Here is a 24,658-nt window from a genome sequence, read left to right as displayed (position 1 = left end):
AGTTCGTTCGAGGAATATTGCGGCAACAGAAGTGTTGCGTAGACCTCTGACAGGAGCTGGCCAGTGACGGACGTCCTCGAACTCTCCACCGATGTATTGGTGATCGGTGGTGGCCCCGCCGGCGCGTGGGCGGCGTTGCGTGCGGCCAAGGCCGGTGCAGACGTCGTCCTGGTCGACAAGGGCTACTGCGGAACGAGTGGCGCGACGGCCCCATCCGGAACGGGTGTTTGGTACGTCGAGCCGGATACGACTGCCCGTGAGCGGGCAAAGGCCGGTCGTGAGGCGCTCGGCGGATATCTGGCCGACCACCATTGGATGGACCGCGTCCTCGAGCAGACCTACTCCAACATGGATCTCCTCGCGGTGGAGGGTAGATATCCGTTCCCCGTCGACCCCAGCACGGGCAAGCAGATACGTACCGGCTTGCAGGGACCTGAATACATGCGACGGATGCGCACCTGGATTCGTCGAGCCGGGGTGCGGATCCTCGACCATTCGCCGGCGCTGGAGTTGTTGGTGGACGACGCCGGGCGAGTTCGCGGAGCTGCGGGCTACCAACGCCACGAACATCAGGACTACCGCGTCTCGGCAGGCGCGGTAGTGGTCGCCAGCGGAGGTTGTGCGTTTCTCTCCGGTGCTTTGGGCACCAATGTCGATACCGGTGACGGTGCATTGATGGCAGCCGAAGTCGGAGCCGAGTTCTCCGGCATGGAGTTCTCCAACGCGTACGGAATCGCAGCGGCCGGATCGACGATCACCAAAACTGCCTACTACGCGTACGCGACGTTCTTTCACGCAGACGGAAGCGTGCTCGAAGGTGCCGGTTCGGCGAAGGGGAGGTCCGTCATCGCCAGCACGTTGCGGAACGAGCCGGTCTTCGCGCAGATCGATCGGGCCGACGCTGAGGTGCAGCGTCGAATGAGGCTGGGGCAACCCAACTTCTTCCTGCAATTCGATCGCCGCGGAATCGATCCCTTCACCGACAAATTCGAGGTCGGCATGCTCGCAGAAGGCACGGTGCGCGGCACTGGGGGAATCAACGTCGTCGATGACGATTGCGCGTCATCCGTTCCAGGACTGTTTGCCGCCGGGGACGCTGCGACCCGAGAGCGAATCTGCGGAGGTTTTACCGGCGGGGGAAGTCACAACGCCGCGTGGGCGATGTCTTCTGGTTCGTGGGCGGGCACCGGCGCCGCGCGCTATGCGCTGTCGGTCGGACGCGGGGCTACCAGTGGTCTACGCGGAGCCGGAACCGTCGGATTGCGTAATCCGGTACGAACAGGGTTTGCTGCCGACGATGTGGTGAAAGCTGCTCAAGCGCAGCTGATTCCCTTCGACAAGAACTACCTCCGCAGCGGTGATCGAGTATCCGCAGCGCTCGGTGAGCTCGAATCGCTCTGGGGTGCAGTGAGTGCGGATCTGGGCGCGGACCCAGCAGGTCGGATGGCGGCGCGGCAGGCTGCCGCGATCACGGCCGTCGGTCGCTGGATGTACCACTCGACGTTGGCGCGGACCGAGACTCGGGGAATGAGCAAGCGGGACGATTATCCCGAACTCGATGTGACGCAGCACCATCACGTCCTCACCGGCGGTTTGGATTCGGTGTGGACCCGGACTTCTGAATCTGTCGGGTCTGCACTGGTGGCGTCATGATCGAGCTGGTGTCCGCGCCTGACTGCATCGGCTGCGACAAGTGCGTAGATGTTTGTCCTACAGATGTTTTCGATCGGACGCCGTCGGGCGTCCCGGTGATTGCGCGCCAATCGGATTGCCAGACCTGCTTCATGTGTGAGGCATATTGCCCGACGGATGCGCTGTATGTGCATCCGCAATCCACGCCGTTGGAAACGGCCGATGTGATCGAGGACGATCACATCGGCCGCTACCGAGAGAAGATCGGATGGGGCAAAGGGCGGGCACCTGGGTCGCTGACTGCGGTGGGCCCGGAGGTGCCCCGTCCGGTTACGACCTGACGAGAATCTTGACCGCAGTGTCGTTGTGCTCGATCAGAGTGGTGAATCCTTCGGAGATCAACTCTTCGAGCTGAATACGACCGGTGATGAATGGCGCCAGATCGACGACACCGTCCTGGACCATCTTGATGACCGCTTCATGGTCACGTACGTACGCGATGGTTCCGCGTAGGTCGATTTCCTTGAGGACCAGCTTCTGCATGTCGATAGTCGCGGGCTTGCCCCAAATCGACACGTTGACAATAACTCCGGCGGGCCGGACCGTGTCGAGCATGGTGTCGAGGACCGCGTTGACGCCTGCGCACTCGAAGCCGATGTCTGCGCCGATGCCTCCGCTGAGTTCGAGGACGCGCGCTTTGACGTCTTCGGTGGTGGGATCGATGACGTAGTCGGCGACTCCACTGGAGAGGGCCTTGGCCTTGCGGGCTTCGCTGAGTTCGGTGACGATCGTCGTGACACCCAGACCCTTGAGAACTGCCGCAACGAGGAGTCCGATCGGTCCGGCTCCGCCCACAATTGCGACGTTGCCGCTTTCGGCTCCACTGCGCACGACTGCGTGATGGGCGACGCTCAACGGTTCGATGAGAGCTGCCTCGTCGAGCGGGATGTTGCCGATCTTGTGGATCCAGCGACGGTCGACAACAACCTTCTCGCTGAGCCCGCCACCTCCGCCAGCCAAGCCGATGAACCCCATCTTCGTACACAGGTGGTAGTTGCCCGCCTTGCACGGGGCACACTCGTTGCAGACGAAGTACGGCTCGACGACAACATTTTCACCGACCTCGACGTCCGTGACACCTTCGCCGACCTCTTCGACGGTGCCGGAGAACTCGTGGCCCATCGTGACCGGCGCATTCTCGTGTGAGAGTGGATGCGGGTGTCCGGGTGCGGAGATGAAGATCGGTCCCTCGAGGTACTCGTGGAGATCCGTGCCGCAGATTCCGCACCATGCGACCTTCAGCTTGACTGTTCCTGGCCGCAATTCGGGCTCAGGGATCTCTTCGATCCGGATGTCTTTCTGCCCGTGGAACCGTGCTGCCTTCATTGATCCGCACCTCACTTCGTTGTGAATCCCCTGGTAGATCGACGTTAGGCCGATTATCGGCGTGGGTGAAGGGTTGCAACGGAATGCAATGTCGTGGAACCGATCGGTGCTGGGGAGCGTCCAATACTGTGAGCGGGCCGCGAATGAGGGGGAGTGCTGTGGGAGTGAGGGGTGCAGTGGTCTTGGTCGCGGCCGCGTTGTTGGTTGGGGGTTGTTCCTCGACGGTCGAGGGGCATGCGGTTCGCCCAGATGGAGCTGATGGACTCTTCGATCCATGTTCGGCGATCCCGGACGATGTTGTCTCGAGTCTTGGCGTTGATGTCGGGACGGAGGACAATGGAGTGCTCGGCGTACGTCAAGCGGAGTTCGAAATCTGTAGCTGGGAATCCGACTGGTACGCGCTGGGCGTTTGGTCGACATTTCACACGCTTGACGACGTTCGTCGAAATCCCAAGGACACTGACATCCGTGATGCTCCAATGGTTGCTCCCGGCGCTGTCACCTTTCGCGAGGTCACCGACGTCCAAAAAAATCTGTGCATGGTCGCGATTCCAGTTGTTCAGGGTGCGGTGTTCGTAAGAGTGGACGCATTTCTGGGCGAGCGACACCAAGAGGAAGTCTGTGCATTGGCGACCCGCCAGGCGATCGCCCTGCTGGCGTACTTACCAAAGTGATACTTGCGTTGAGAGGGATGGCGGCAATGGTTGAGATGTTTTCACTCGATCCGAAAACTGCGGAACTACTGCGCGATTATTGCGGCGACTGGCTTGCTGAGTTGCGCAACCTCTCCGTTCCCGCTCAGCGATTGGGAACAGTTGACGGCTTCGGGACTCTGGGTTCGGCGCAGGCGTTGCGGGACAAGTTCGCGCAGAAGGCTGTCGGTGGTCCCGATGCGCTCGTCGATGTGTTGGCGAGTCATATCGCGGTCGTGGAGGCGATGCAGGCTCAGTTTCAAGCCTGCATCGACAACGCATTCGATCAGGAGTCGTCGAACGTCTCGACTTTGAGGTCGATCGACCAACCGAACTGAGTCAGTGGATGTGTTGCTGCCAATCGGCTGGGACACGACCCTTAGGCCCTGGGGTCGGCTGATCTACGGGATGTGAAGTGGGTGCCGCCAATTCAGGTCCGTCGTACGCCTCGTTGGTTTCGAAGCTCCAGAACCAATCCTCACCAGGTTCGTAGCTCTGCATGAACGGATGCTTTGTCGAGGCCGCATGCTTGCTCGCGTGCTGCGACGGTGACGAGTCGCAACAACCGACGTGCCCGCACTGCGCGCATCGACGCAGGTGCACCCACCAACCGCCGCTAGCATCGCATTCGACGCATCCCGCGCCACTGGGCGGCACACTCGGATCGATCCCCGCTGGAAGTCCGTCGGTCATGGTCCACCCTCTCGCTGACTGAAGTCGGTCATTTCATCGTGCGCTTTGCCTACCGGCCGTGCAAGGGCGACTAGTCGTCGCGCGTATCCCGCGGTGGGCCCGCGATGGGCAGCAAAACTCTGAACCGGGTGTTACCGGGCTCCGACGTGACCCGAAGCTCACCACGATGCTTGCCGACCACAATTCGCCACGAAATATCAAGGCCGAGACCGGTTCCCTCACCAACAGGCTTAGTCGTGAAGAACGGTTCGAAGATCCTGTCGATGACGTCATCGGGAATCCCGGCGCCGGTGTCGCAGATCTCGATGCACACGCGGTCGCCATCGCGGCTTGTCCGAACGGTGAGTGTTCCCGATCCGTCCATGGCAGACACCGCATTGTCGATCAGGTTGGTCCACACCTGATTGAGTTCGGCGGCGTAGGCGTCGATCGGAGGCAACGCAAGGTCGTACTCCTTGACGACTTCGATTCCGCTTCCGATCTTTTGCCCCAACATGATCAACGTGCTGTCGAGCAATTCGTGGACATCGATGGTCTGGAAGGGAGCGCGGTCCATCTGAGAATACTGTTTGGCCGCACCGACGAGCGTCGAGATCCTCGTTGTGGAGTCGGCGATCTCGTTCATCAGGAGTTCGGATTCGATGGTGTAATTCAGCCAGCGAATTGCGCCTTCGAGTACGGACTCGTCAACGGCTGCAGCAACATTCTCGAGCCAAGCGGTGTCGAGACCAGCCTGCACGAAGGTCGGAGCCAGATCCCAACCCTCTCGAATCGAATGATCCTCGAACCATTCCCCCAACGAATCCTCTCGATCCGAGGCTTCGAGGGGAGTGAGCGTCGGCGCCTTGGCGACAACCTCTGCAACTTCCTCTTGAAGTCGCATGAGAGTGACGAGGGCATCGCGGTCGTAGGTGCCCGATGCAACCATCCCCAGTTTGTGACGCATGCCTGCGACACGCTCGCGCAAAGAGGCTGTCGCTCGAACCGCTGCGGCTGCAGGGTTATTGAGCTCGTGAGTCAACCCGGCCGACAGTGATCCGAGTGCAAGGAGTCGCTCTCGCTGATCGATGATCTGCTGAGTGTTCTTCTTGCCGAAGAAAACACCTTCGAGTAGATGAACCGCCATTGGAAACCACTCGCGCATCGCGTTGCCGAACTTGTCGGCGTCCAGGACGAAAAACGTCGAAGGAGTCGTCACTCGCATCGACCCCGCGTAGACCTGCGGTACACGATCGCCGAGATACGCCGTCCAGCCTCCCGAGTAAACGCCGCGCTGGGTGGTCCTGTTGATCTCGATGTCTTCGCCGCCCGACAGCTTGGACAGCACCACCTCGCCCTCGATGAGGACGTAGAAGCAGGTGGCAGGCTCACCTTCGAGGTAGACCTGACCTCGATCGATCTCGGTGATATGGCCTGCCTGGCACAGTGATTCGAGCTGATCGTCGGTGAGCTTCTCGAACAGGAACAGGGTGCGGAGCAGGTCGGGGCTGCATTCAGGAATGGACATCGAATCTCCCTATTGTTGAGCGAGATAGCGGTGGACGAACATCACGGCCATCGCGCCCTCTCCGACGGCCGACGCGACGCGCTTGGCCGATTCGGCGTGTACGTCCCCGGCGACAAACACTCCGGGGACACTGGTTTCGAGATGATGTGGTGCGCGGTCGAGCGGCCACCCGTCCGGTGTGACGCCTTCGGACGGAAGGTCCGGGCCGGCAAGAACGAAGCCATTTCCGTCGCGGACCACCACGTCTCCGAGCCAGTCGGTCAGGGGAGCGGCACCGATGAAGATGAACAACCACTGAGCATCGACGGTGTCTTCTTCTCCGGTGGCTCTGTTACGCAGTGTGATTCGTTCGAGGTGATCGTCACCCTCAGCGCCGACTACCTCCGTGCACGTGCGCACGGTGATCTTCGGATTCTTTTCGATCTGCTGAATCAGGTAGTAGGACATCGAGGCTTCGAGCGAGTTGCCGCGAATGAGAATGGTGACGGACCTAGCTCCGCGGGAGAGATAGACCGCAGCTTGGCCTGCCGAATTGGCGCCGCCGACTATGTACACATCCTGCTCGCTGCACCGAGCGGCTTCGGTGACAGCTGACCCGTAGTAGACTCCTCGCCCGGTGTATGTATCGAGCCCCGGCGCCGAAAGTTGGCGATAGGAAACACCTGTCGCCAAGATGACCGAATGAGCGTCGACCGACGAACCGTCGTCGAAACGCACTGTGCGGGCCGAGCCGTTGATTTCCAAACCGGTGACGTCTCGCGCGGTGATGACCTCGGCGCCGAACTTGGTTGCCTGGCGTCTTGCGCGATCGGCCAACTGTGCGCCGGAAACTCCGTCGGGGAAGCCGAGGTAGTTCTCGATTCGAGAGCTCTGGCCGGCCTGGCCGCCTGTCGCTCGCCGTTCGATGAGAACCGTCCGAAGTCCCTCCGAAGCGCCGTACAGAGCAGCGCCCAGACCCGCAGGGCCGCCGCCGATGACAACGAGATCGTAAAAGTCTTCGGAGAGAGTGGTACTCAACCCGAGTTTGTCGGCGAGTTCGGCGTCAGTGGGCTCGACGAGGACATCCCCATTGGATGCGATGACGACGGGAAGCCGCAGTTCGTCGGTACCGGCAGCCGAGAGCAGTCGTTGGCCTTCCGGCTCGTCCGACATGTACCAGCGATAGGCAAGTTGGTTGCGTGCCAAGAATTCTCGGACGTCGGATGATCGCTCGGACCAACGATGGCCGATCACCTTGGTTTCCTCGGCGGGGTGATGACTCGAGCTTGCCCAGGCATCGAGCAGCGCATCGATGACGGGGTACAGCTTCTCTTCCGGCGGATCCCAAGGCTTGAGGAGGTAGTGGTCGAGGTCGACTACGTTGATGGCGTCGATCGCAGCATCAGTATCGGCGTACGCGGTGAGGAGAACGCGCCGAGCTACGGGATACAGGTCCATTGCCTGTTCGAGGAACTCGATTCCACTCAAACCGGGCATGCGGTAATCGGCGACGATCACAGCGACTGCATCGCCGCGAAGTTTCATTTCGCGCAAGGTTTCGAGAGCCTGGTCGCCGGACTCCGCACGAATGATTCGGTACTTCTCGCCGTACCGCTTGCGGAGGTCTCGAACGACGGCACGCGAAACACCAGGATCGTCGTCGACGCTGAGGATCGCTGGTTTGGCCGGGGCTTTCGGTGCGCTCACTCGGTGCCTTCCCGAAGTTGTAGTCAACCTCTCCAGTATGCGACTGCTGAGCTGAGCGTCAATCGCTGGAGATGCGCTCTGAGTGAACCAGCGATCGTGACCTGGGAATTTCAAGATTGCGGGAACCGATCGAGCCTCCGATGCATCCAATAGAGTGGGTCCACATCAACAGGGGGTGCCATGCGGGGGTCGGTGGGGGTTGGGCGACTGCTCATGGCTGGGATGTTGGTGTGGGCTGCGGCAGGATGCAGCTCAGTCGTGGAGGGGGCGGCTGAGCCTGCATCCGGCCAAGAGGGTTTGTTCGATCCATGCAAGGAAATTCCGGACTCAGTTCTGGAAGAAGTGGGGCTTGATCCGGCTACCGAGGAAGCTGGTGCGGCGGGCGTGGAGCAGCCAGGATGGAAGATCTGTGGGTGGAGCGGGTCCTGGTATTTCTTGACCGTGTATTCATCGTCGTACACCGTCGACGATGTTCGACGGAATCCTGATTTCCGAGGGTTCGAGGAACTTAATGTCGGTGGGCGGCGTGGTATCGAGTATCAGCGCGTCGACGACGAGGACAACAATGGTTGCTACCTTGCTTTCTCGGTCGAACACGGCTCAATCTGGTTCAACGTAGAACGAAAGCTGTCTGAGGCTCGGCAAGAGTCCAGTTGTGTTGTTGTGCAGCGTCTGTCGGTCAATCTTGAACCGACGCTACCGAAATGAGGTCTCGGTGAGTGGGTCTGATCGAAGCAATGGGTCTGACGACTCGCGACTGGAAGTTGAGCCAGACATCGCACGTGATGTGGTTGCGGCATGCGAAGGGTTTCTTGGCGAACTCGATCAAATGCGCAGAAATCTGTTCGTGATTGCGAATGTTTCTGGAATGGGAACGCTCCAATCTGGAATCAACCTGGCCGAGAAGTTCTCCAAGAAAGCTAAGGATGGTGAAGATTCGTTGGAGAAGTCGTTGACCAGCCACATCCAGGTGGTCACCGAGATGCGGGACTTCTTCCAGCAATGCGTCGACCGCTACGGCGAAGTCGACGACTCGAATGCCTCTGCACTGGTGAGCGTCGACACCCCTCGATAGACACAAAAAATCTCGCTGAGCCGATGGCATTCGACTCAGCGAGACTTGGGTAACGACTAGCTGGTGGGCAGGGCCTTCAACGACTTGACGGTGGCGTCGACCGCGCGAGCAGCCTCGGCGCCCTTCTTCACGAAATGCGTGCTGAAGTAGTCGACGTGCTCGGCGTGCTCGTGGAAGTGATGCGGCGTCAAGACCACCGAGAAGACCGGAACGTCGGTGTCGAGCTGCACGCGCATCAGACCGTCGATGACAGCCGTCGCCACGAAGTCATGCCGGTAGATACCGCCGTCGACGACCAGACCTGCGGCAACGATCGCCTGGTAGCGGCCGGTCTTGGCCAACCGCCGGGCGTGCAGCGGGATCTCGAAAGCTCCCGGTACCTCGAAGAAATCAACCGTGTCCTTGGGGTAGCCGAGCTCGACGATCGCGTCGGTGAATCCGTCGCGTGCACGGTCGACGATGTTGCGATGCCACGTCGCCTGAATGAACGCGATGCGCTGTCCCTGGATCTCACTCATAACCATGAAACTAGCGCACTTGGAAGCATCGACGCGACCACCCGTCCTAGTCCTGCTGACGGGGGAAGGCGGTCGAACGACCCCATCCGGCGTCATTGGTGAGGTGCTCGAGGAGAGGCTGAATTCGATACGGAAGGGGATTGGTCAGAGCGATGGTCGTGGTCGAATGCGTGACGCCTGGAAGTGACACGATCTGCTCGGCCAACTTCTGCAGCGCCGCGTGCGTCGAGGTGGCGACGCGAACGAGCAAATCCTCGCGACCGGTTGTGGCGTGAATTTCGATCACCTCGGGCAACTCGGTCAGACTCCGAGCGACTGCGCTGATCTTGCCCTGCTCGAGTTCCAGACCGACAAATGCCTGAATCGGGATACCGACCTCGGGGAGATTGAGATTCGGCCGAAACCCGGTGAGAAGTCCGTTGGATTCCATGCGCTTCATTCGCGACTGGACGGTGTTGCGGGCGACGCCCAACGAGTTGGCCAACTCGGCCACACTCATCCTCGAGTCCTTGCTGAGCAGTCCGAGCAACTGGACGTCGAGCTTGTCGATGCTGAGCACTTTGTGAACCTCTCCTCAGTGATATGGGTCACTGGATGATCGAATTGACTAGTTCAAGAGATTTGCATTGACCAAATCGTAGCTCAGGCAGAGCATTGGTTCCACGAATTGCTCAGCGGGATTCTCTTTGGGTTATTTGTCCCCAATAGTACCCAACGGCCATTTCGTCCCAGTATTTCGACTGCACCCCGTTTATCCTTCGGAAAGGTCTATCCCACAATGACTCTCACCGCCGAGCCCGTGAACTCTGTTGTTTCCCATGACGACACTGCGGGCGTGTTCGATCGCGCCGACTACCTGCGCGATTACCCCCACGAGCAGGTGAGCTTCTTCCAGGATCCCGCGAGCGGCCTCAAGGCCATCGTCGCCATCCACTCCACGACGCTCGGCCCCGCGCTCGGCGGAACGCGCTTCTACCCGTACTCCGACGAATCTGCCGCAGTCACAGACGTTTTGCGCCTCTCGCGCGGAATGACCTACAAGGCTGCGGTTGCCGGCGTGGACCTCGGCGGCGGCAAGGCGGTCATCATCGGCGACCCCGCAACGGCCAAGACCGACGAATTGCTCGGCGCCTACGCAAAATTCGTTCAGACCCTCGGCGGCCGCTACATCACCGCTGGTGATGTCGGAACCAACTCCAACGATCTTGACATCATCGGTCGTAACACCGACTTCGTCGTCGGCCGCAACGCTACGGTCGGCGGTTCCGGCGACAGCGCTCCGATGACGGCCCTCGGCGTATTCCAGTCGATGCGCGCCGCGGCACAGTCGCATTGGGGCACTCCGTCGCTCGCAGGCAAGACTGTTGGTGTCGAGGGCACAGGCAAGGTCGGCTACGAGCTGATCAAGCTCCTCCTCGCAGACGGCGCGACCGTTCTCGCGACCGACGTCAACGCCGCAGCGCTCGACCGCGTCAAGGCTGACTTCCCGCAGGTGAGCATCGTCGACAGCATCATCGACGCCGATCTCGACGTTTACGCACCCTGCGCGATGGGCGCAACCCTCACCGACACGACCGCACGCTCGATCAAGGCCGAGGTTGTCTGCGGCGCTGCCAACAACCAGCTCACCGTGCCCGAGGTCGAGAACGTTCTCCGCGACCGCGGCATCACCTGGACCCCCGATTACGTCGCCAACGGCGGCGGCCTCATCCAGGTTGCCGGCGAGCTGAAGGGCAACTCGGCCGAAGAGGTCAAGCTCAAGGTCGAGAAGATCTTCGACACGGTCACCGAGATCTTCGCGAAGTCGAAGAACGACGGAATCCTTGCCGGCGAGGCTGCTGACGCGGTCGCCGAGGCTCGGATCGCCGAGGCAGCTCGCGTCGCCAAGGGCTGACATCCCTCTCGCAGTCATGTAGTGCGGCCGGTCCCGACTAGTGTGGACACCAGACGAGCAGATTTTGCAGATCTGGACCACATCAGCCGGTAGACCGGCCGCTATGCGTCGGACGCCGGAAGGGCTTACATGACTGAACAATTCGCAGTGTGGACCGAGAACGACGCCGAGCAATCGGCCCGTTGGGGTTCGACGAGCAACGCCCCGGTGCCCAAGCGCATTGTCGTCGCCGACGACACGATGAAGGCCGACGACGCCTATCGCTTGGCTTGCGAAGGCACGGCGTTGTTGTGGCGCGGAGATTTTCAGAACGCTCGCCAACTGACCAAGGCCGTCGCGTCGCGCATCGACCGCAAGCCGCGCCGAGCGTCCGACGACCCAGCCAAAGCCTTCCATCTCCACCGGCAGACCCAAGGACGCCGCGCGCAGATCCTCGGCATGCTGCTCATTCCCTTGGATGCGGATCTGTCGATTCCACTCCGGCGAGCCCCGGACGCGCAAGTAGCGTTGACCGAAGCCTTCGGGATTACCGGTGAGCCTTCGGTCCGCTCGTTGCGTGACATCCTCGGCGCGATCGGCGCTCACGAGTGGCACCGCAAAGGTGTTTTCATCGAGGCTCTCGACGCACGAGTGCATCCCGCCTTCGGAGTGTTCTCACCCGTCCGCGGGGAGTATGTCGATCTTGTCGCGTCTGCTCCGCTACCGTCGACGGAATCTGCTTTCGATATCGGAACAGGTACCGGCGTTCTTGCTGCCGTCCTGGCGCGGCGTGGAGTTCAGACAGTGACGGCCACCGACCAGGACCCCCGGGCATTGCAATGCGCGCGCACCAACCTGTCGCGGCTTGGCTACGGCGATCAGGTGAATGTGGTGGAAGCAGACCTCTTTCCCGAAGGCACCGCTCCGTTGGTGGTCTGCAATCCTCCCTGGATTCCGGCCAAGGCCACCTCGCCCATCGAATACGCCGTCTACGACCCTGCTGGAGCGATGCTGAAGGGCTTCCTGACTGGTGTCGCAGCGCATCTGGACGATGGGGGAGAAGCGTGGCTGATCCTCTCGGACATTGCCGAACACCTCGGTCTCCGAACGCGATCCGAACTACACGACCTGATTGCGGCCGGTGGGCTCACTGTTGTCGATCGCATCGACGTCAAACCGACGCACGCAAAGGTCAGTGACCGAACCGATGCGCTTCACGCTGCCCGGGCACGAGAGACGACCTCGCTCTGGCGGCTTCGCCGTCGCTGAATTCATTCTCAGTCAGCGGTATTTCCTTGCCATGAAATGGTAATGAACGAGTAACAAATCGGGTCTAGCTTTCTTCGCAGTCGCACATCGTCACGCACTCCGGAGGAATCTCGATGGAAAACACTCTTGCCCGCAACGCAGCCGAGGACCTGACGAAAGGTCTTGGCCGACGCGGATTCATGAGGGCAGTCGCTGCCCTCGGTGCGGGCGTAGGAGTTGCCGGTGTGGCTTCGGGATGCGCGCACTCGAACGCGTCACCGGCTGGATCGTCCTCCTCTGCACTACCGTTCGCCGATGGCATTCCGATTCTGCAACCGGGCAGTGGAAACGTCAGTGGCGATCACTATCTGAGTTCGGATCCGTCGGACGTCATGTGGGGTTATGTGCCCAACATCCACACCCGCGAGGTGATGCGGATGAAGTCGGGCCAGACCGTCACGATCGACGCCCTCTCGCACGAGGGAATTCTCGAGGATCAAGGGCGCAATCCTCTCGAATACTTCGGTAGCAAAGGCGTTTCCGAGAAGGACGTGCTCGAAGATGCGATTGCCGTTGCGGCCGAATACAACCGAACCGAACGAAACTTCGACAAGGACGGACCGCACGTCGTCATCGGCCCGGTCTTCGTCGAAGGCGCCCAGCCTGGAGACGTACTCAAGATCGAGACTCTCGAAGCCATTCCCCGCGTGCCGTACGGCGTTGTGTCGAGCAGACATGGCAAGGGCGCTCTCGCCGTCACAGCAGACGGAACCGCTCCAGCGGGAATCACTCTGGACGAAGTCATGCCGCCGGTCGCCACAGACGGGCGCGCGACCAAGGACCCGTTGAAGTACGGCGGTGTTTCCACTTTCACGGCGATCGAAGACGGCAAGGGCGTGATGCCTTTCGGACAGTCGAAGGTGCGGTTTCCCCTGCGGCCCTTCATGGGAATGATGGGAGTTGCCTATTCTGCGGATGCAGACCCGACGTCCCCGTCGTCGAACTCCATTCCTCCGACCCTGGGCGGCGGAAACATCGACATCAGGCATCTCGGCGTCGGATCAACCTTTTACCTGCCGGTCTTTGCCGAAGGCGCCCTCTTCTACGTCGGTGACCCACACATGGCCATGGGCGACGGTGAGGCGGCGCTGACGGCGATGGAAGGATCGCTGCGCGGCACATTCCGACTAAGCGTGTGCAAGAAGAACTCCGGTGACGCCCCATCGGTGGCATTCGGATACCCGTTCGCCGAGACCGAGGAGGCCTGGATTCCGATCGGCCTGTCCGACCCCAACGGTTCGGTCGATGGGCAGAACAGTGACCTCAACGGCGCCATGCGGCGCGCGGTGGTCAACGCACTCGACTTCCTCGAGCACGATCGCGGTATGGATCGAGCGACGGCCTACGCCTATCTTTCTGCCGCAGCCGATTTCACGGTCTCACAGGTAGTCGATCGAACCGTGGGCGTCCACGGACAGATCTTCAAATCCCACTTCGAATAGAGGGAAGGCGATCCGTCGTGTCAGGACGGATCGTCGAAGAGACTCTGTTGCAAGGGATCGGCAAACAGGCCCATCTGCTCAGGTTGCGGCTTTGCCGGCGTCTCGGTTCGAGAATTGGGCAGGACCACCAGTCGCAAAGCCCCGCGCAGACGGTCGACCATGAGTTCCCACCCGCCGACCTGATCCTCGTATCCTGCAGCCTCTTCGGCGTCCCCGCGACTGTGGGCGTCCACCGCCTGACTGCGGAGCTGAATCTGCCATTCGTTACTGATGTGGAGGAGCTGAAGAATCAGATCGCGATCGCGCCCGCAGACATCGGCTACCGCGTCGAGATCCTCGGCCACGTCCAGATCGAGATGCAGCAGGGTCTCGAGTTCGGGAGGCAGGTCCTCGGCCGTCAGATCAGGCTGCAGCGAGGAGGAGTCACCGCTCTTGTTCGCGAAGAAGAGGTCTCCGCCGACGCGTGCGGCGAACTCGTCGTCCACGGTACGCAGGAACGACGTCAAGGCTGCGCACGTATCGGTGAGTTGTTTGGGAACGAATGGTGAGCCCGCCACCTCGAGGAACACCGACAGACGGTCGTCGATCAAGACGAACTTGATGCGCGACCACTTGCGGTTGAGATCGGCGATGACCTCGGCTGCACGAGTGCGGTTGCTGATGTCCTGAACGAGTGGGGAGAACAACTGCACGTCCATGGACTCGGAAAGCGGACCGACGAACATGACCGTCGAACCGACCCGAATTGGTATGTCGCCGTCGCTGTCCCGCTCGGGAAGCGTGCCGAGCATGGGAAGCAAAGCGAGAGTGACCAACTCCTTGAGGTGGTCGACGTCGTTGGGCATGTAGGCCGCGGTGGGGTCGAGTGTCGGAAGTTCTGTCGACTCGACAACCGACGGATCGAAATCCGGAGTCTGCTCGTTGCCGGTGAGATCGCTGGATAGAAAAGCCGGGTGCTGCACACCGAACACATCACGGAACGCAGCGACAGTCATCGCTGCGAGCTGATCGGCCCAGTTCTGCGCCTTGTCGACGCAGAAGGCGGGGGAGTTGTTCGGATCGTCGAGATTCTCGGAAGGCGGATTCCAGCCGAGTGCGATCAACTTTTGTTCGTCGGCATATTCGAGTCGATAGCGCGGATGAAGGAAGTCGTTGGAAGGAACCTCGCAGCGGACTGTGTTCTCGTCCCACACGAGGAACTGAACACATGGCGCTGCGCCGTCAGCTGGATCGAAGTCGCCGGTGGACGATTCCACGGCAAGCACGTCGCCGTCGACCATGATGGAAATGTGATCGCCGAGGCGACGTTGAAATTCTGCCCATGCCCGGTCGACACTGACATCGAGATCGAAGCCCATTGCGCTCATCAGCCACCTCCTTCCGCAAAAGCTCAGACCTATACGGTATCGCGAGGTCCCGACAATGCTGCTGTCCTTTTCCGGTCGACCGGATTGCAGCGGGCCACGAACCTTGACGACTAGGAAGGTTGTCGCAGGTAGATCGGGTATTTGAGAGCGGCGACTGAAGTGTGCCTGTAACCGCCGTCACGCCAGGCGGTATGCAGGCGAAAGAGCGATGACTATCCGGCGAGAACGGGCGAGACCTCGACGACGGGCGGCGTGGACCCGGTCGTGACAACTGGGGTGGTGCTGGTCTTGGTGGTCGTGGCTGTCGCGGTCGGTGACGAGGTCGCGGTAGCCGACGCGGTGGTCGTGGACGAGACCGGTGTTGTCGTACTCGTTGCAGTCGTAGTGGACGTAGCGGAGCTCGTGCTTGTCGCGGTCACCACCAGCGGCTGATTACGAGGAGCAGTCGTCTCGTCGGCGATTCGCCAGGTCGGCGTCGGCGGGATGACAACCGTGGGAACTGCAACCGAGCTGTAGAACGCGGCCGGTTCGATCCCGGCGACGGACTCCACGGAAACCGACGAGACCAGAGCGGGAGGCTTCACCACAGGGCCGCCGGAACCGAATGCGCCGGCTGCTCCGCCGAAAACGAGGCCTGATGTCAGAGAGAGAGCGGCCACTGCGACAGCGCCGATCATGACTGTTCTGTCTTTCATGCACACCTGTCCTTCGGGAGCAGTACGGAAGTACTGTAGGCGAAAAGATGCCGCAATGGAGTATCAGGGCCTGCTGGGCGGGACGCGAATCTGTGTGGCGTAGAACACAAAAGGCCCTGGGTGCCGACGCGGACGTCGGCACCCAGGGCCAGGTCAAGCAGTGAATCAGGCGGGGATCGTCAGTACCTGACCGGCGTTGATGAGATCCGGGTTCGGGATGCCGTTTGCATCCGCGATGCGCTGGTACTGGTTGCCGTCACCGTAGAAACGCTCGGCGATTGCCCACAGGGTGTCGCCGCTTTCGACGGTGTAGCTCTGCGCTGCCGGAGCGGCGGGTGCAGGCTCGGGCTCCGGTGCCGGAGCGGGCTCCGGGGCAGCCTCGGCGGCCGGAGCCTCGATTGCAGTGTCCGAAGACCACAGAGCATTTCCACCGGCGGACAGAACGACGTTGCGATCGTCCTGAACCGAGAGGGAGGCACCGTCGTTGCCTGCGGTCTGCGATGCCCACACGGCGTCGGAGTCCTTGTAGATGACGAAGTTTCCGTCAGTCTGCACCTCGGCGCGGTTGGCGCCGGATCCGTTGGTGCCTGCGGCCCAAACAGCCTGTCCGCCCTCGGACAGAACCAGGTTGCCGTCGTCCTGCAAGGTGAGGGTGTATGCGCCGTTGTCGGACTTGAGTTCCTGGCCGACTCCGAGGCTCTGACCTGACTGCAGTGTGCTCACGCTGTCCCTTTCCAAATCTGTTGCGATGACTGTGCCTCCACGATTCCGCTTTACCGTCCAGTTACCTTCTGGCCGTTGGTCTCGTAGGCGACCGAGTGTACGTTACCGAAGAGTACGGAGAATTGTGCAGCGTTGACGGACTGCGTGTCGAGCGTTCGGATCTTGCTGATATTAAGGCGTTTTGGGTGAAAGTGCCGGATCATGGTACGTGACCTCATCAGGTTTCGGTGCGCATTCTCCTGAACTCCAGGTGAACTCGAAGCTCTCTCAGCGCATTATCAGTAACTACTGCATTATCAGTAACTACTGCATTATCAGTAACCGCTAGGGGCGTAGCGACTTGCGCGTCTCGTCGTGGAGAACGGCAAGCAGTTCACGCTCGACGTCGGCGAACTCGGGCGTGGTGATCATGTCCAGCTCGCGTGGTCTCGGCAAGGGAACGTCGACTACGCACCTGACCGTTGCCGGACGCGCAGACAGAACGACCACGCGGTCGGACAGATAGATAGCTTCACGAATATCGTGGGTGATCATCAGCACGGTCCACCGGTACTGCTGCCACACGTCTTGCAGCCAAGCCTGCATCTCGGTGCGGGTCAACGAGTCCAGTGCGCCGAACGGCTCGTCGAGCAGCAGGACAGGTTTGCCCTGAACAACGGTGCGCAGCATCGCCGCTCGCTGGCGCATACCGCCGGACAGCTGTGACGGCCGGGCGTCCTCGAATCCGGACAGGCCGAACGCGGGGAACAACTCACGAGCGCGCTCGCGTGCTTCCTTCTTGCCGACTCCCTGCACTTCCAAACCGAGGGCCGTGTTGTCGAGTACCGAGCGCCAAGGGAACAGAAGATCCTTCTGCGGCATGTACGCGGTGTGCACCTCGGCGGCTGCTTCGGATTCAGTTGCGCGCGTGCCCACACGGACCGAACCCGAGGTCGGGGATTCGAGCCCGGCCAGGACGTTGAAGATCGTGCTCTTGCCGCAGCCGCTCGGCCCGATCACCGACACGAATTCGCCCGCGTCGGCGCGGAAGGACACCGAATCGAGTACGAGACGCGATTCTCCGGCCGTGTCGAACCTCTTGGTCAGGTCCTGGATTTCGACCATTGCATCCTCGACCATCGGGTCAGTCATGTCCGCGACCTTTCGTTCATCGCCCATGGTGCAACGATGCGCTCGATGGCGAACGTCAGCAAGTACAGCGTGACGCTGATCAACGCGGTCACCAGTACGGCCGCCAACACCAGGTCGGTGCGGAAGGAGTTCTTCTGGGTGCTCATGTAAATGCCCAAACCGGAAGTAGCGCCGACGTATTCGGAGAACACCGCGCCCACGACCGCGTAAGTGATACCGATACGCAGGGCGGTGAAGAATCGCGGAATCGCCGAAGGAAGGCGGACGTATCGGAACTCCTGCCAGCGAGTGCTGCCCATACTGCGCAGGAGAGCGCCCGCTTCACGGTCGGCCGCGGCAAATCCCTCGATGAGTCCGATGGTCATGGGGAAGAACGTCGCAAGCGCGATCACCAACACCTTCGGCAACAACCCGAAGCCGAACCAGATGATCATCAGCGGCGCGATGGCGATGATCGGCAGCGTCTGCGAGACGACAAAAAGTGGTACCAGCGCGCGTGACAACCACGGTGAAAAGTCCACGACGACAGCAAGAATCCAGGCCAACACCAATGAAACAGTGAAGCCGACCAACGTGACCTGCAATGTCGACCAGGCGTGGCCGGAGATGATCTCGCGGTTGTCCCACCCCTGGGACAGAACGCGACCCGGAGACGGAAGTACTTGCGGCCGAATCCCACTGATCTCGACGTAGATCTGCCACGCCGCTACGAGGAGCACCACCACGGCGAGCGCGGGAAGCGCCCGCCGCATGGCCGAGACCAGCCGTCCGCTCACGTCAGGACGCGTCGAGATACTCATTGGTGAAGTACTCCGACCAGTCCGGCTTCTGGGTCAGCGGCTTCCCGTCGGGTCCGGCGAGCAATCCGTTGTCGAAGAGGAATCCCGAATAACCCGACCAGGTTTCGAGATTCTGCGTACCGACGACGCCGTTGGCGTCTTTCATGTAGTCGGCGGCGAGCATCCGCTGACTGTCACGGACGAGGTCTTCGTCGGTGAAAGCTCCGGGGTTCGCGTCGATGAGATCCTGCGCGGCCTGGTCCGGGTTGTCGGCAGCAGTCTGATATCCGCGTTGAACGGCTTTGACGAACTTGCGTGCCTCGTCGGGATGGTCCTTCAACCACTGCTGGTTGCCGTTGATCACGATCGAATATGCATCGGGGAAGCCGTAATCGGTGTACTGGAAGTACCGCATCGGAGTTCCGTTTCGCTCCGCCTCGAGGCCTTCCCACGCAAAGTAGGAGACCGTGAAATCGGCCTGGCCCGAGTACACGGCTTCGTACGCGGACGTACCGAGCGTGACCGTCGTGAAGTTCCCGGTCCCGCCGTCGTTGCGGATGATCTGCTGCAGCGTTTCGACTTCGCCGGGATCACCGAACCCGGCGTACGTCTTTCCGTCGAGATCACGCGGGCGCGTGATGTCCGCACGATCCGCCTTCACACCGATGCCGGTGGCGCGGTGCTGAAGTGGCGCGATGACGGACGTAGTGGCGGCGCCGGCCGCTCGGGCGAACGTGGCCTGACTCTGTGTGCTGATGCCGAACTCCGCGTTGCCGGCGTCGACCAGGGTGTCGGGAGAGGTGTTGTTGTACGGCAGGATCGAGACGTCCAGACCGGCGTCCTCGAAGTAGCCCTCTTGGAGTGCAACGTACAAACCGGTGTGGTTCGTGTTCGGGGTCCAGTCGAGTGCGAACCGAATGGTCCCGTCGGAAGAGCCGGTGTCAGCGGCGCATCCGGTCAGAACTGTGAATGCGGCTGCGATCGCGGCAGACGTGGCAAGTGTGCGGCGTAGCGCCGCAAACGACATCACGACGCCGGCCAAGGCTGCTGGTGGAGTGCGGAATCCCAGAACATCAACTCGTAGCGACTGGCGATGCGGAATGCTTCACTCATCGCCTCACGCTCTGTCTCGGTGGCTGCTTCGGCCGCAGCATCGACCAGTACGCGGGCCTGCGCCACCGACTCGTGGAATTCGGGTGCGTCGTACGTCGTGACCCACTGTGCGTACGGATGCGACGGATCGGCGTCGAGTACCGCGCGCGCTGAAGCGGCAAGATCGCGACCGACCTCGGCGTAGATCCAGAAGCAGGGGAGTACTGCCGCTGCGGAGACCGGGTAAGGCGCAGTTGCCGCAGTCGCCGTCAGATACGAGACGTATCCCAGGCAGGCCTGCGAATGCTCGAGCCTTCCCGATCCCGCTGGAAGAATTCCACCGGTGAGAAGTCCGTCGTGAAGCGCAGATTCCACTGTCGCTGCCGTGGACGCGGAATTCGACCAGAAGCCCGCGGACTGCGGATCCGGGGCGTGGGCCGCGACCAGGGACAACGCTTTCGAATACCCCTCGAGATAAAGCTTGTCCTGCTCGATGTACGTGCGAAACGCGTCGAGAGGCAATGTTCCGTCGCCGAGGCGTTCGAGGAACTCCAGTGAGTCGATCGACTCGCGGAGGACCTTCGTCTCGGCCCAGAGCCGATCGGTGAACCGATCCGTCGACGGCGCTGTGGCCACCGAGTTTTCGGCAGAATTGTATGCAGGCTGCGTAGTAGCCATGACATCCCTTCGTCAGCATTACCTGATCAGGTTCCCGGGTGTGTTCTCAGCCCCGCCCATGCGGAGCACCCCGTGTCAGAACTAGGCGACCTTAACACCGAGCCTCTGCTTCGTCGGCGCCTACCTGGCAGTTGAGTAGTCGGCGCACATCGGCCTTATGTTGGTACGTTTGGTCTTGTTTGCCACACGCGCGGGTCGGGAGGGGATTCAGACATGGAGACCGACGTTCGACCGAATCTCGGCGAGGACGGAACACTCGTGATCCGTGCCCGCGGCGGAGAAGCCCGCGGGTATCCGGATGGCGGAGTATTCGCGTGGAAGGGCATGCCATACGCAGCAGCGCCGGTGGGTGCGCGGAGGTTCCGCGCGCCGCAACCCGCTGAGCCCTGGGACGGGGTGCGCGACTGTCGTGAGTTCGGGCCGATCGCGCCGCAGGGCCAGAGCCCGGCGGTTCCGATCGACCGGGCCTTCAAAATCGACGAAGACTGCTTGTCGATCAACGTGTGGGCCCCGCGCCCCGACGGCACGCCGCGACCGGTGATGGTGTGGATTCACGGCGGCGCCTACTGCCTCGGGTCCGCCGCCCAAACGATCTACGACGGCCGTCATCTGGCTGAAACCGGTGACGTCGTTCTCGTCTCCTTCAACTATCGCGTCGGTGCCCTCGGATTCCTGGACCTGTCTGGATTCTCCACCGCGGATACCGTTTTCGAATCGAACTGTGGTCTGCGAGACCAGATTGCGGCACTCGAATGGGTTCGAGACAACATCGACGCCTTCGGGGGTGACCCGAGTGCGGTGACGGTGTTCGGTGAGTCCTCCGGCGCAGGATCCATCACGACGCTCATGACCTGTCCGAGCGCCGAAGGTCTGTTCCATCGTGCGATTGCCCAGAGTCCTCCCGCGACCTCCGTCTACGGGGCCGAGCGCGCCAAGACCGTGGCGGAGCGGTTTCTCGAACTGCTCTCGATCGACCCTGAAGACGCAGGCGATCTGCTGACCACGGATCTGGAACTGCTCGTCAAGGCAAGCGATGACCTGGTCAACGAAATTCCGACCCGGATTCCGGGAACTTTGGCGATGGCACCCGTTGTCGATCGTGATCTGGTGCCGCACTACCCGGTTGCGGCTTTCCAGAAGGGTTACGCGCACCGAATCCCACTGATCATCGGTTCCAACAAGGACGAGGCGTCGATCTTCAAGTTCATGAAGTCTCCGCTGATGCCGGTGAGCGCGCAGTCGGTCGAGGCCATGCTGCAACTGCTGGCGGATGATCACCCAGACATCTCCGCGACCAAACTTGCCGAGATCATGTCGGCTTACCCTGATCACGCGAAACCAAGTGGCGCGCTGGCACTGTCGCGGGACGCGGCGTTTCGCATGCCGACTCTGTGGATCGCCGACGCCCACTGCAGGCATTCCCCTACGTGGGTGTACCGCTTCGATCACGCGACGCCGATGCTCAAGGCCGCACGGATCGGCGCGGGCCACGCGACCGAATTACCCTATGTATTCGGCAATTTCGGAACACTGAACGTCGACCCCACGTTCTGGCTGGGTGGACGGAAGGCTGCGATGGAGGTAGCCGGCCGTATTCAACGGCGATGGCTGGCCTTCGCGCGGCATGCCGTGCCGGCAGCTCTCGACGGTTCGAAGCACTGGGCGCCGTACGAGGAAGAGAAGCGGTCGACGCTGTTGATCGACTCGGCTGACACCCTCGTCAGCGACCCCGATCACGGACTGCGCGTCGCCTGGGGCAACGACGTGATGGGGTTCAACTGACGTCGGTCGAGTGTCGCGGACGATCCAGTTCGCGAAGCACCGGCAGGGAGGCACAGACTGCGGCGATCAGGATGATCGGAATCGACAGGGCCACAAAGGTCGACGCGATTCCGAGTTGATCGAGCAGAGGGCCGACCGCGAGGTAACCCAGCGGGCCGGCGGCGTAGGCAGTCGACGTCATGACACCGACGACGCGTCCGCGCATGTGCTCCGGGCTGTGCGTCTGCATGGCGTAGTTGGCGATCGGGCCGACTGGTCCGTAGACGAGCCCCTGCAGTCCGGCGAGCACGAGGATCACCCACAGCGGAGGTAGAAGCGCCATGGCAAGCATCGCTATGCCGAGAACGGCAACGGCAAAAATCATGATCAGTCGCCGGGACATGATCGGTGCCAGCGGAGCGTAGGCGAGAGAGCCGATGATGCCGCCGATCGCCAATGCCATCAGCACCGATCCGAGTTGCGCCGGTTGATCCAACTCTGTGAAGTACACCGGGAACACGACACTCTCCACCGGCATGTAGAGCGCGACGACGGCCATGTCGATCAGCGCCAGAGTGCGCAGCAGTTTGTTGTTCCAGACGAACCGAAGACCGTCGAGTGTGCCGTGCCAGATCGATTTCGGACGATGTTCGTGTTCGGGGACTCCGGCGCCAGGAAGGCGGATGAAGGCAACCACGACGATCGAGAACACAAAACCAGCCGCCGTCACCCAGAGCGTGTTCACCGCCCCGATCGTTGCGATCAGGACACCGCCGATGCCAGGGCCGATCAGATATGCGACGTTGAAATTGGCCTCATACACGCTGTTGGTGCGATCGAGCTTCCACTTGGCTGTCCGAGTTGCTGCAGGCAGCATGGACTCCCTCGCCGCCATTCCGGCGGGGTCGAACACCGCACCGAGCGCGGCCAACGCCGCGATCACCGGGATCGTCAAGCCCGCGGTGGCCGCGATGATCGGGATCGCCGCTACGGACATCGCCGAAAGAGCGTCGGAAATCATCGACGTTCGACGGCGTCCGAATTTGTCGACGAATGTCCCCGAGAACAGGCTCGACACGAGTAACGGAATGGCTGCTGCGCCGGCAACTATTGCCGCGTCGGTAGCCCTGCCGGTTCGTTCGAGAACAAGCCAGGGGAGTACGACGATGGCGATACCGTTGCCGATCGCCGAGAACAGCGTCGCGAGATTGACGAGGACGAGAGGGAGATAGCTGGGGGTAACTACGTCCTCGGATGCAGGTGGGCGCCGATCTGCTGAGGCGACCACGTTCTTTCCTTCCCCGAGATGGTGCCGACCAGGATTTCGAGAGTTTCGACGACGGCACCATCGACGCTAGCAGCGGGGGTTGCAGGTCCGCGAGTGATTTTTCGCGGACCGTCCTCGTTCGGTTATGCCTGGTAAACGGGGTTCTCTGCAACAAACTTCTCGACGTATGAGCACGTCGGAAGGATCTTCAATCCCTCGTTCCGGGTCTGATCGAGCGCTTCACGCACCACGATGGCGGCAAGCCCGCGCCCGCGAAACTGTGGGTACGTCACCGTGTGGTGGAAATCACGGACACCGGAATGGTCCGAGTACTCGGCAAAACCGGCCAGTTCGCCGTCGACACGGATCTCGAAGCGCGTTTCCGCGGAGTTGTGCGCCACTGTCTCGGTCATCTTCGGGCTCCGTTTCGAAAGGGCGGCCGGTTGCGGCGCGCCGCGTCTGCGTTCTGTGGAGCCACGCTACCTGGCAGGCGGTCCGCAATATCGCTTGCCGGCGTGAGTTACGTTACTTAGCGCAACTACAACTGGACGACTGTTCAAGGGACCTTGGTCGTGTCGGATCAGGAAGAAAACTGGTCTGTACGTGCCGATTTGCCCGTACTTTTGTGCCCACATTGGGTGATACATATGCATCGCGATCGTAAACATCTCAATATGTGGGACTCGTCACAAAGTTTTTTGTCGTCTGTTCGGATGGATTAAGTGGAGGGCCTGAAACGGGCAAATTGCAGGTCAGCGGTGCGCTGATTGCGTGCCGACGAAGGGTGTGAGCGCCCGGAAACCCCAGGGGTATTGCCTTGGTCATCAGATCGTTTCTCGGACGTGATCCCAAAGACCCGCTTGGGGGGTTAGCGTTTGAATCGTCGGGGATAGAAGAAGCGTTACAACTTCGCCAAAAAAACTTTGGCGCGGCTTCGCAACGGTTCGATTTCGAGTCTTCGTCGGACAACTTCGAGGAAGGAACGCACATGATTTTCGGGCAGCGTGAGTCGAACAGTTACTTTGCCGCAATTTTTTCGTACGACTTCCTTGACGAAGGTCTGGGATACGAGACCATCGCACGGATCCACCGGGGCGAGATCTGCGAGTGGATTCGCGATCTCGAGGCGTCCGGGTTGTTCTCGGCTGCGGAGGTCCATGCCGCCGAACTGGCATGGCGCGAAAATCCGCGTCTGCTCCTCGACGCCCTTCTCGAGGACGCCGACGAGGTCTCGGTCAAGCGCTGGGAGATTGCGTGGACGAGGCTAGAGCGTCAGTCGCCGGCAGCCGGAACCGCGGTGGCAGAGCACGGCTGATCCAGTCGGGCCGAGTCGACTGCCCAGTCTGCGTCAAG

Annotated in this window: 26 protein-coding genes and 1 riboswitch; of the genes, 11 read left to right on the top strand and 15 right to left on the bottom strand. The window is 61.3% G+C overall.

What is annotated here, in order from left to right; all coding sequences use genetic code 11:
- Positions 1 to 63: 63 nt before the first annotated feature.
- The gene (locus tag ABX74_RS16275) at positions 64 to 1,653 is read left to right on the top strand and encodes an FAD-dependent oxidoreductase (RefSeq protein ID WP_047889219.1); all 1,590 of its coding nucleotides are present in this window, start codon (positions 64 to 66) and stop codon (positions 1,651 to 1,653) included.
- Positions 1,650 to 1,973 carry a ferredoxin family protein gene (locus ABX74_RS16270; RefSeq protein WP_007726052.1) on the top strand — a complete coding sequence of 108 codons (324 nt, stop codon included), beginning with the start codon at positions 1,650 to 1,652 and terminating at the stop codon, positions 1,971 to 1,973. The genes ABX74_RS16275 and ABX74_RS16270 overlap by 4 nt, the downstream gene beginning before the upstream one ends.
- On the opposite strand, the gene ABX74_RS16265 is transcribed toward ABX74_RS16270, so the two are convergent.
- Positions 1,963 to 3,018 carry a 2,3-butanediol dehydrogenase gene (locus ABX74_RS16265; protein WP_047889218.1) on the bottom strand — a complete coding sequence of 352 codons (1,056 nt, stop codon included), beginning with the start codon at positions 3,016 to 3,018 and terminating at the stop codon, positions 1,963 to 1,965. The two genes, ABX74_RS16270 and ABX74_RS16265, sit on opposite strands and share 11 nt — an antisense overlap.
- Before the next feature lie 176 nt (positions 3,019 to 3,194).
- Between ABX74_RS16265 and ABX74_RS16260 the strand changes: the two genes are divergently transcribed.
- Together ABX74_RS16260 and ABX74_RS16255 are read left to right on the top strand one after the other, a co-directional pair.
- On the top strand, positions 3,195 to 3,692 hold the full coding sequence (locus ABX74_RS16260) for a DUF3558 domain-containing protein (RefSeq protein WP_167333750.1): 498 nt from the start codon (positions 3,195 to 3,197) through the stop codon (positions 3,690 to 3,692).
- 26 nt (positions 3,693 to 3,718) lie between these two features.
- Positions 3,719 to 4,048, top strand: coding sequence for a hypothetical protein (locus ABX74_RS16255; RefSeq protein ID WP_047889249.1), 330 nt, complete (start codon positions 3,719 to 3,721; stop codon positions 4,046 to 4,048).
- 1 nt (position 4,049) lies between these two features.
- On the opposite strand, the gene ABX74_RS29965 is transcribed toward ABX74_RS16255, so the two are convergent.
- The 3 genes from ABX74_RS29965 to ABX74_RS16245 form a co-directional block, all read right to left on the bottom strand.
- Positions 4,050 to 4,403 carry a UBP-type zinc finger domain-containing protein gene (locus ABX74_RS29965; RefSeq protein WP_003941317.1) on the bottom strand — a complete coding sequence of 118 codons (354 nt, stop codon included), beginning with the start codon at positions 4,401 to 4,403 and terminating at the stop codon, positions 4,050 to 4,052.
- 70 nt (positions 4,404 to 4,473) lie between these two features.
- Positions 4,474 to 5,910 (bottom strand): ATP-binding protein, encoded by a 1,437-nt coding sequence (locus ABX74_RS16250; protein ID WP_003941311.1) that lies wholly within the window; start codon positions 5,908 to 5,910, stop codon positions 4,474 to 4,476.
- 9 nt (positions 5,911 to 5,919) lie between these two features.
- Positions 5,920 to 7,596 (bottom strand): FAD-dependent oxidoreductase, encoded by a 1,677-nt coding sequence (locus tag ABX74_RS16245; RefSeq protein WP_019749255.1) that lies wholly within the window; start codon positions 7,594 to 7,596, stop codon positions 5,920 to 5,922.
- Positions 7,597 to 7,809: 213 nt separating this feature from the next.
- Between ABX74_RS16245 and ABX74_RS29960 the strand changes: the two genes are divergently transcribed.
- Both ABX74_RS29960 and ABX74_RS16240 read left to right on the top strand, forming a co-directional pair.
- Positions 7,810 to 8,304 (top strand): DUF3558 domain-containing protein, encoded by a 495-nt coding sequence (locus ABX74_RS29960; RefSeq protein ID WP_080910625.1) that lies wholly within the window; start codon positions 7,810 to 7,812, stop codon positions 8,302 to 8,304.
- A gap of 160 nt (positions 8,305 to 8,464) precedes the next feature.
- The gene (locus ABX74_RS16240; protein WP_223257938.1) at positions 8,465 to 8,671 is read left to right on the top strand and encodes a hypothetical protein; all 207 of its coding nucleotides are present in this window, start codon (positions 8,465 to 8,467) and stop codon (positions 8,669 to 8,671) included.
- 56 nt (positions 8,672 to 8,727) lie between these two features.
- Here the strand turns inward: ABX74_RS16240 and ABX74_RS16235 are convergent, their stop codons facing one another.
- On the bottom strand, positions 8,728 to 9,189 hold the full coding sequence (locus tag ABX74_RS16235; protein ID WP_003941401.1) for a 6,7-dimethyl-8-ribityllumazine synthase: 462 nt from the start codon (positions 9,187 to 9,189) through the stop codon (positions 8,728 to 8,730).
- A 46-nt stretch (positions 9,190 to 9,235) separates the two neighbouring features.
- On the bottom strand, positions 9,236 to 9,748 hold the full coding sequence (locus ABX74_RS16230) for an Lrp/AsnC family transcriptional regulator (RefSeq protein ID WP_003941343.1): 513 nt from the start codon (positions 9,746 to 9,748) through the stop codon (positions 9,236 to 9,238).
- Between the two features lie 219 nt (positions 9,749 to 9,967).
- On the opposite strand from ABX74_RS16230, the gene ABX74_RS16225 reads away from it, so the two are divergent.
- The 3 genes from ABX74_RS16225 (at position 9,968) to ABX74_RS16215 (ending at position 13,812) form a co-directional block, all read left to right on the top strand.
- Positions 9,968 to 11,083 (top strand): Glu/Leu/Phe/Val family dehydrogenase, encoded by a 1,116-nt coding sequence (locus ABX74_RS16225; RefSeq protein ID WP_047889217.1) that lies wholly within the window; start codon positions 9,968 to 9,970, stop codon positions 11,081 to 11,083.
- A gap of 129 nt (positions 11,084 to 11,212) precedes the next feature.
- Entirely contained in the window at positions 11,213 to 12,331 is a 1,119-nt protein-coding gene (locus tag ABX74_RS16220; RefSeq protein ID WP_047889216.1) for a methyltransferase, read from the top strand.
- A gap of 113 nt (positions 12,332 to 12,444) precedes the next feature.
- The gene (locus ABX74_RS16215) at positions 12,445 to 13,812 is read left to right on the top strand and encodes an acetamidase/formamidase family protein (RefSeq protein WP_047889215.1); all 1,368 of its coding nucleotides are present in this window, start codon (positions 12,445 to 12,447) and stop codon (positions 13,810 to 13,812) included.
- A 20-nt stretch (positions 13,813 to 13,832) separates the two neighbouring features.
- Here the strand turns inward: ABX74_RS16215 and ABX74_RS16210 are convergent, their stop codons facing one another.
- The 7 genes from ABX74_RS16210 to ABX74_RS16180 all read right to left on the bottom strand — a co-directional run bounded on the left by ABX74_RS16210 (position 13,833) and on the right by ABX74_RS16180 (position 20,277).
- Positions 13,833 to 15,179 (bottom strand): T3SS (YopN, CesT) and YbjN peptide-binding chaperone 1, encoded by a 1,347-nt coding sequence (locus tag ABX74_RS16210; protein ID WP_047889214.1) that lies wholly within the window; start codon positions 15,177 to 15,179, stop codon positions 13,833 to 13,835.
- Positions 15,180 to 15,391: 212 nt separating this feature from the next.
- Complete coding sequence (locus ABX74_RS16205; RefSeq protein WP_020970103.1) at positions 15,392 to 15,874, bottom strand: hypothetical protein; 483 nt, start codon at positions 15,872 to 15,874, stop codon at positions 15,392 to 15,394.
- A gap of 165 nt (positions 15,875 to 16,039) precedes the next feature.
- On the bottom strand, positions 16,040 to 16,597 hold the full coding sequence (locus tag ABX74_RS16200; protein ID WP_020970102.1) for a LysM peptidoglycan-binding domain-containing protein: 558 nt from the start codon (positions 16,595 to 16,597) through the stop codon (positions 16,040 to 16,042).
- A 324-nt stretch (positions 16,598 to 16,921) separates the two neighbouring features.
- The gene (locus tag ABX74_RS16195; protein ID WP_041816070.1) at positions 16,922 to 17,716 is read right to left on the bottom strand and encodes an ABC transporter ATP-binding protein; all 795 of its coding nucleotides are present in this window, start codon (positions 17,714 to 17,716) and stop codon (positions 16,922 to 16,924) included.
- An 8-nt stretch (positions 17,717 to 17,724) separates the two neighbouring features.
- Entirely contained in the window at positions 17,725 to 18,528 is an 804-nt protein-coding gene (locus ABX74_RS16190; RefSeq protein WP_041815060.1) for an ABC transporter permease, read from the bottom strand.
- The gene (locus ABX74_RS16185; RefSeq protein WP_020908360.1) at positions 18,506 to 19,534 is read right to left on the bottom strand and encodes an ABC transporter substrate-binding protein; all 1,029 of its coding nucleotides are present in this window, start codon (positions 19,532 to 19,534) and stop codon (positions 18,506 to 18,508) included. The genes ABX74_RS16190 and ABX74_RS16185 overlap by 23 nt, the downstream gene beginning before the upstream one ends.
- A complete protein-coding gene (locus tag ABX74_RS16180) occupies positions 19,534 to 20,277 on the bottom strand; it encodes a TenA family protein (RefSeq protein ID WP_029255741.1) in 744 nt (247 codons plus the stop codon). The genes ABX74_RS16185 and ABX74_RS16180 overlap by 1 nt, the downstream gene beginning before the upstream one ends.
- Positions 20,265 to 20,360, bottom strand: a riboswitch (TPP riboswitch). Its footprint overlaps the gene before it by 13 nt.
- A gap of 130 nt (positions 20,361 to 20,490) precedes the next feature.
- Between ABX74_RS16180 and ABX74_RS16175 the strand changes: the two genes are divergently transcribed.
- The gene (locus ABX74_RS16175; RefSeq protein WP_047889213.1) at positions 20,491 to 22,059 is read left to right on the top strand and encodes a carboxylesterase/lipase family protein; all 1,569 of its coding nucleotides are present in this window, start codon (positions 20,491 to 20,493) and stop codon (positions 22,057 to 22,059) included.
- Here the strand turns inward: ABX74_RS16175 and ABX74_RS16170 are convergent.
- Together ABX74_RS16170 and ABX74_RS16165 are read right to left on the bottom strand one after the other, a co-directional pair.
- Positions 22,052 to 23,326 carry an MFS transporter gene (locus tag ABX74_RS16170; RefSeq protein ID WP_020908357.1) on the bottom strand — a complete coding sequence of 425 codons (1,275 nt, stop codon included), beginning with the start codon at positions 23,324 to 23,326 and terminating at the stop codon, positions 22,052 to 22,054. The genes ABX74_RS16175 and ABX74_RS16170 overlap by 8 nt on opposite strands.
- A 122-nt stretch (positions 23,327 to 23,448) precedes the next feature.
- Entirely contained in the window at positions 23,449 to 23,718 is a 270-nt protein-coding gene (locus ABX74_RS16165) for a GNAT family N-acetyltransferase (protein WP_020908356.1), read from the bottom strand.
- Positions 23,719 to 24,293: 575 nt separating this feature from the next.
- Between ABX74_RS16165 and ABX74_RS16160 the strand changes: the two genes are divergently transcribed.
- On the top strand, positions 24,294 to 24,620 hold the full coding sequence (locus ABX74_RS16160) for a hypothetical protein (RefSeq protein WP_003941297.1): 327 nt from the start codon (positions 24,294 to 24,296) through the stop codon (positions 24,618 to 24,620).
- The last annotated feature ends 38 nt before the right edge of the window (positions 24,621 to 24,658 follow it).

Source organism: Rhodococcus sp. ARP2 (genome assembly GCF_001029585.1).
GTDB lineage: Bacteria > Actinomycetota > Actinomycetes > Mycobacteriales > Mycobacteriaceae > Rhodococcus_F > Rhodococcus_F erythropolis.
The sequence above is the reverse complement of the archived record's forward strand: the minus strand, read 5'-3'. Positions and strand labels throughout refer to the sequence as shown.

Excerpts from the sequence above, each read along its gene's own strand:
- ABX74_RS16270 (WP_007726052.1), top strand. The coding sequence starts at position 1,650 with ATGATCGAGCTGGTGTCCGCGCCTGACTGCATCGGCTGCGACAAGTGC.
- ABX74_RS16265 (WP_047889218.1), bottom strand. The coding sequence starts at position 3,018 with ATGAAGGCAGCACGGTTCCACGGGCAGAAAGACATCCGGATCGAAGAG.
- ABX74_RS16255 (WP_047889249.1), top strand. The coding sequence starts at position 3,719 with ATGGTTGAGATGTTTTCACTCGATCCGAAAACTGCGGAACTACTGCGC.
- ABX74_RS29965 (WP_003941317.1), bottom strand. The coding sequence starts at position 4,403 with ATGACCGACGGACTTCCAGCGGGGATCGATCCGAGTGTGCCGCCCAGT.
- ABX74_RS16250 (WP_003941311.1), bottom strand. The coding sequence starts at position 5,910 with ATGTCCATTCCTGAATGCAGCCCCGACCTGCTCCGCACCCTGTTCCTG.
- ABX74_RS29960 (WP_080910625.1), top strand. The coding sequence starts at position 7,810 with ATGGCTGGGATGTTGGTGTGGGCTGCGGCAGGATGCAGCTCAGTCGTG.
- ABX74_RS16240 (WP_223257938.1), top strand. The coding sequence starts at position 8,465 with ATGGGAACGCTCCAATCTGGAATCAACCTGGCCGAGAAGTTCTCCAAG.
- ABX74_RS16235 (WP_003941401.1), bottom strand. The coding sequence starts at position 9,189 with ATGAGTGAGATCCAGGGACAGCGCATCGCGTTCATTCAGGCGACGTGG.
- ABX74_RS16225 (WP_047889217.1), top strand. The coding sequence starts at position 9,968 with ATGACTCTCACCGCCGAGCCCGTGAACTCTGTTGTTTCCCATGACGAC.
- ABX74_RS16220 (WP_047889216.1), top strand. The coding sequence starts at position 11,213 with ATGACTGAACAATTCGCAGTGTGGACCGAGAACGACGCCGAGCAATCG.
- ABX74_RS16215 (WP_047889215.1), top strand. The coding sequence starts at position 12,445 with ATGGAAAACACTCTTGCCCGCAACGCAGCCGAGGACCTGACGAAAGGT.
- ABX74_RS16210 (WP_047889214.1), bottom strand. The coding sequence starts at position 15,179 with ATGAGCGCAATGGGCTTCGATCTCGATGTCAGTGTCGACCGGGCATGG.
- ABX74_RS16205 (WP_020970103.1), bottom strand. The coding sequence starts at position 15,874 with ATGAAAGACAGAACAGTCATGATCGGCGCTGTCGCAGTGGCCGCTCTC.
- ABX74_RS16195 (WP_041816070.1), bottom strand. The coding sequence starts at position 17,716 with ATGGTCGAGGATGCAATGGTCGAAATCCAGGACCTGACCAAGAGGTTC.
- ABX74_RS16190 (WP_041815060.1), bottom strand. The coding sequence starts at position 18,528 with ATGAGTATCTCGACGCGTCCTGACGTGAGCGGACGGCTGGTCTCGGCC.
- ABX74_RS16185 (WP_020908360.1), bottom strand. The coding sequence starts at position 19,534 with ATGTCGTTTGCGGCGCTACGCCGCACACTTGCCACGTCTGCCGCGATC.
- ABX74_RS16180 (WP_029255741.1), bottom strand. The coding sequence starts at position 20,277 with ATGGCTACTACGCAGCCTGCATACAATTCTGCCGAAAACTCGGTGGCC.
- ABX74_RS16175 (WP_047889213.1), top strand. The coding sequence starts at position 20,491 with ATGGAGACCGACGTTCGACCGAATCTCGGCGAGGACGGAACACTCGTG.
- ABX74_RS16165 (WP_020908356.1), bottom strand. The coding sequence starts at position 23,718 with ATGACCGAGACAGTGGCGCACAACTCCGCGGAAACGCGCTTCGAGATC.
- ABX74_RS16160 (WP_003941297.1), top strand. The coding sequence starts at position 24,294 with ATGATTTTCGGGCAGCGTGAGTCGAACAGTTACTTTGCCGCAATTTTT.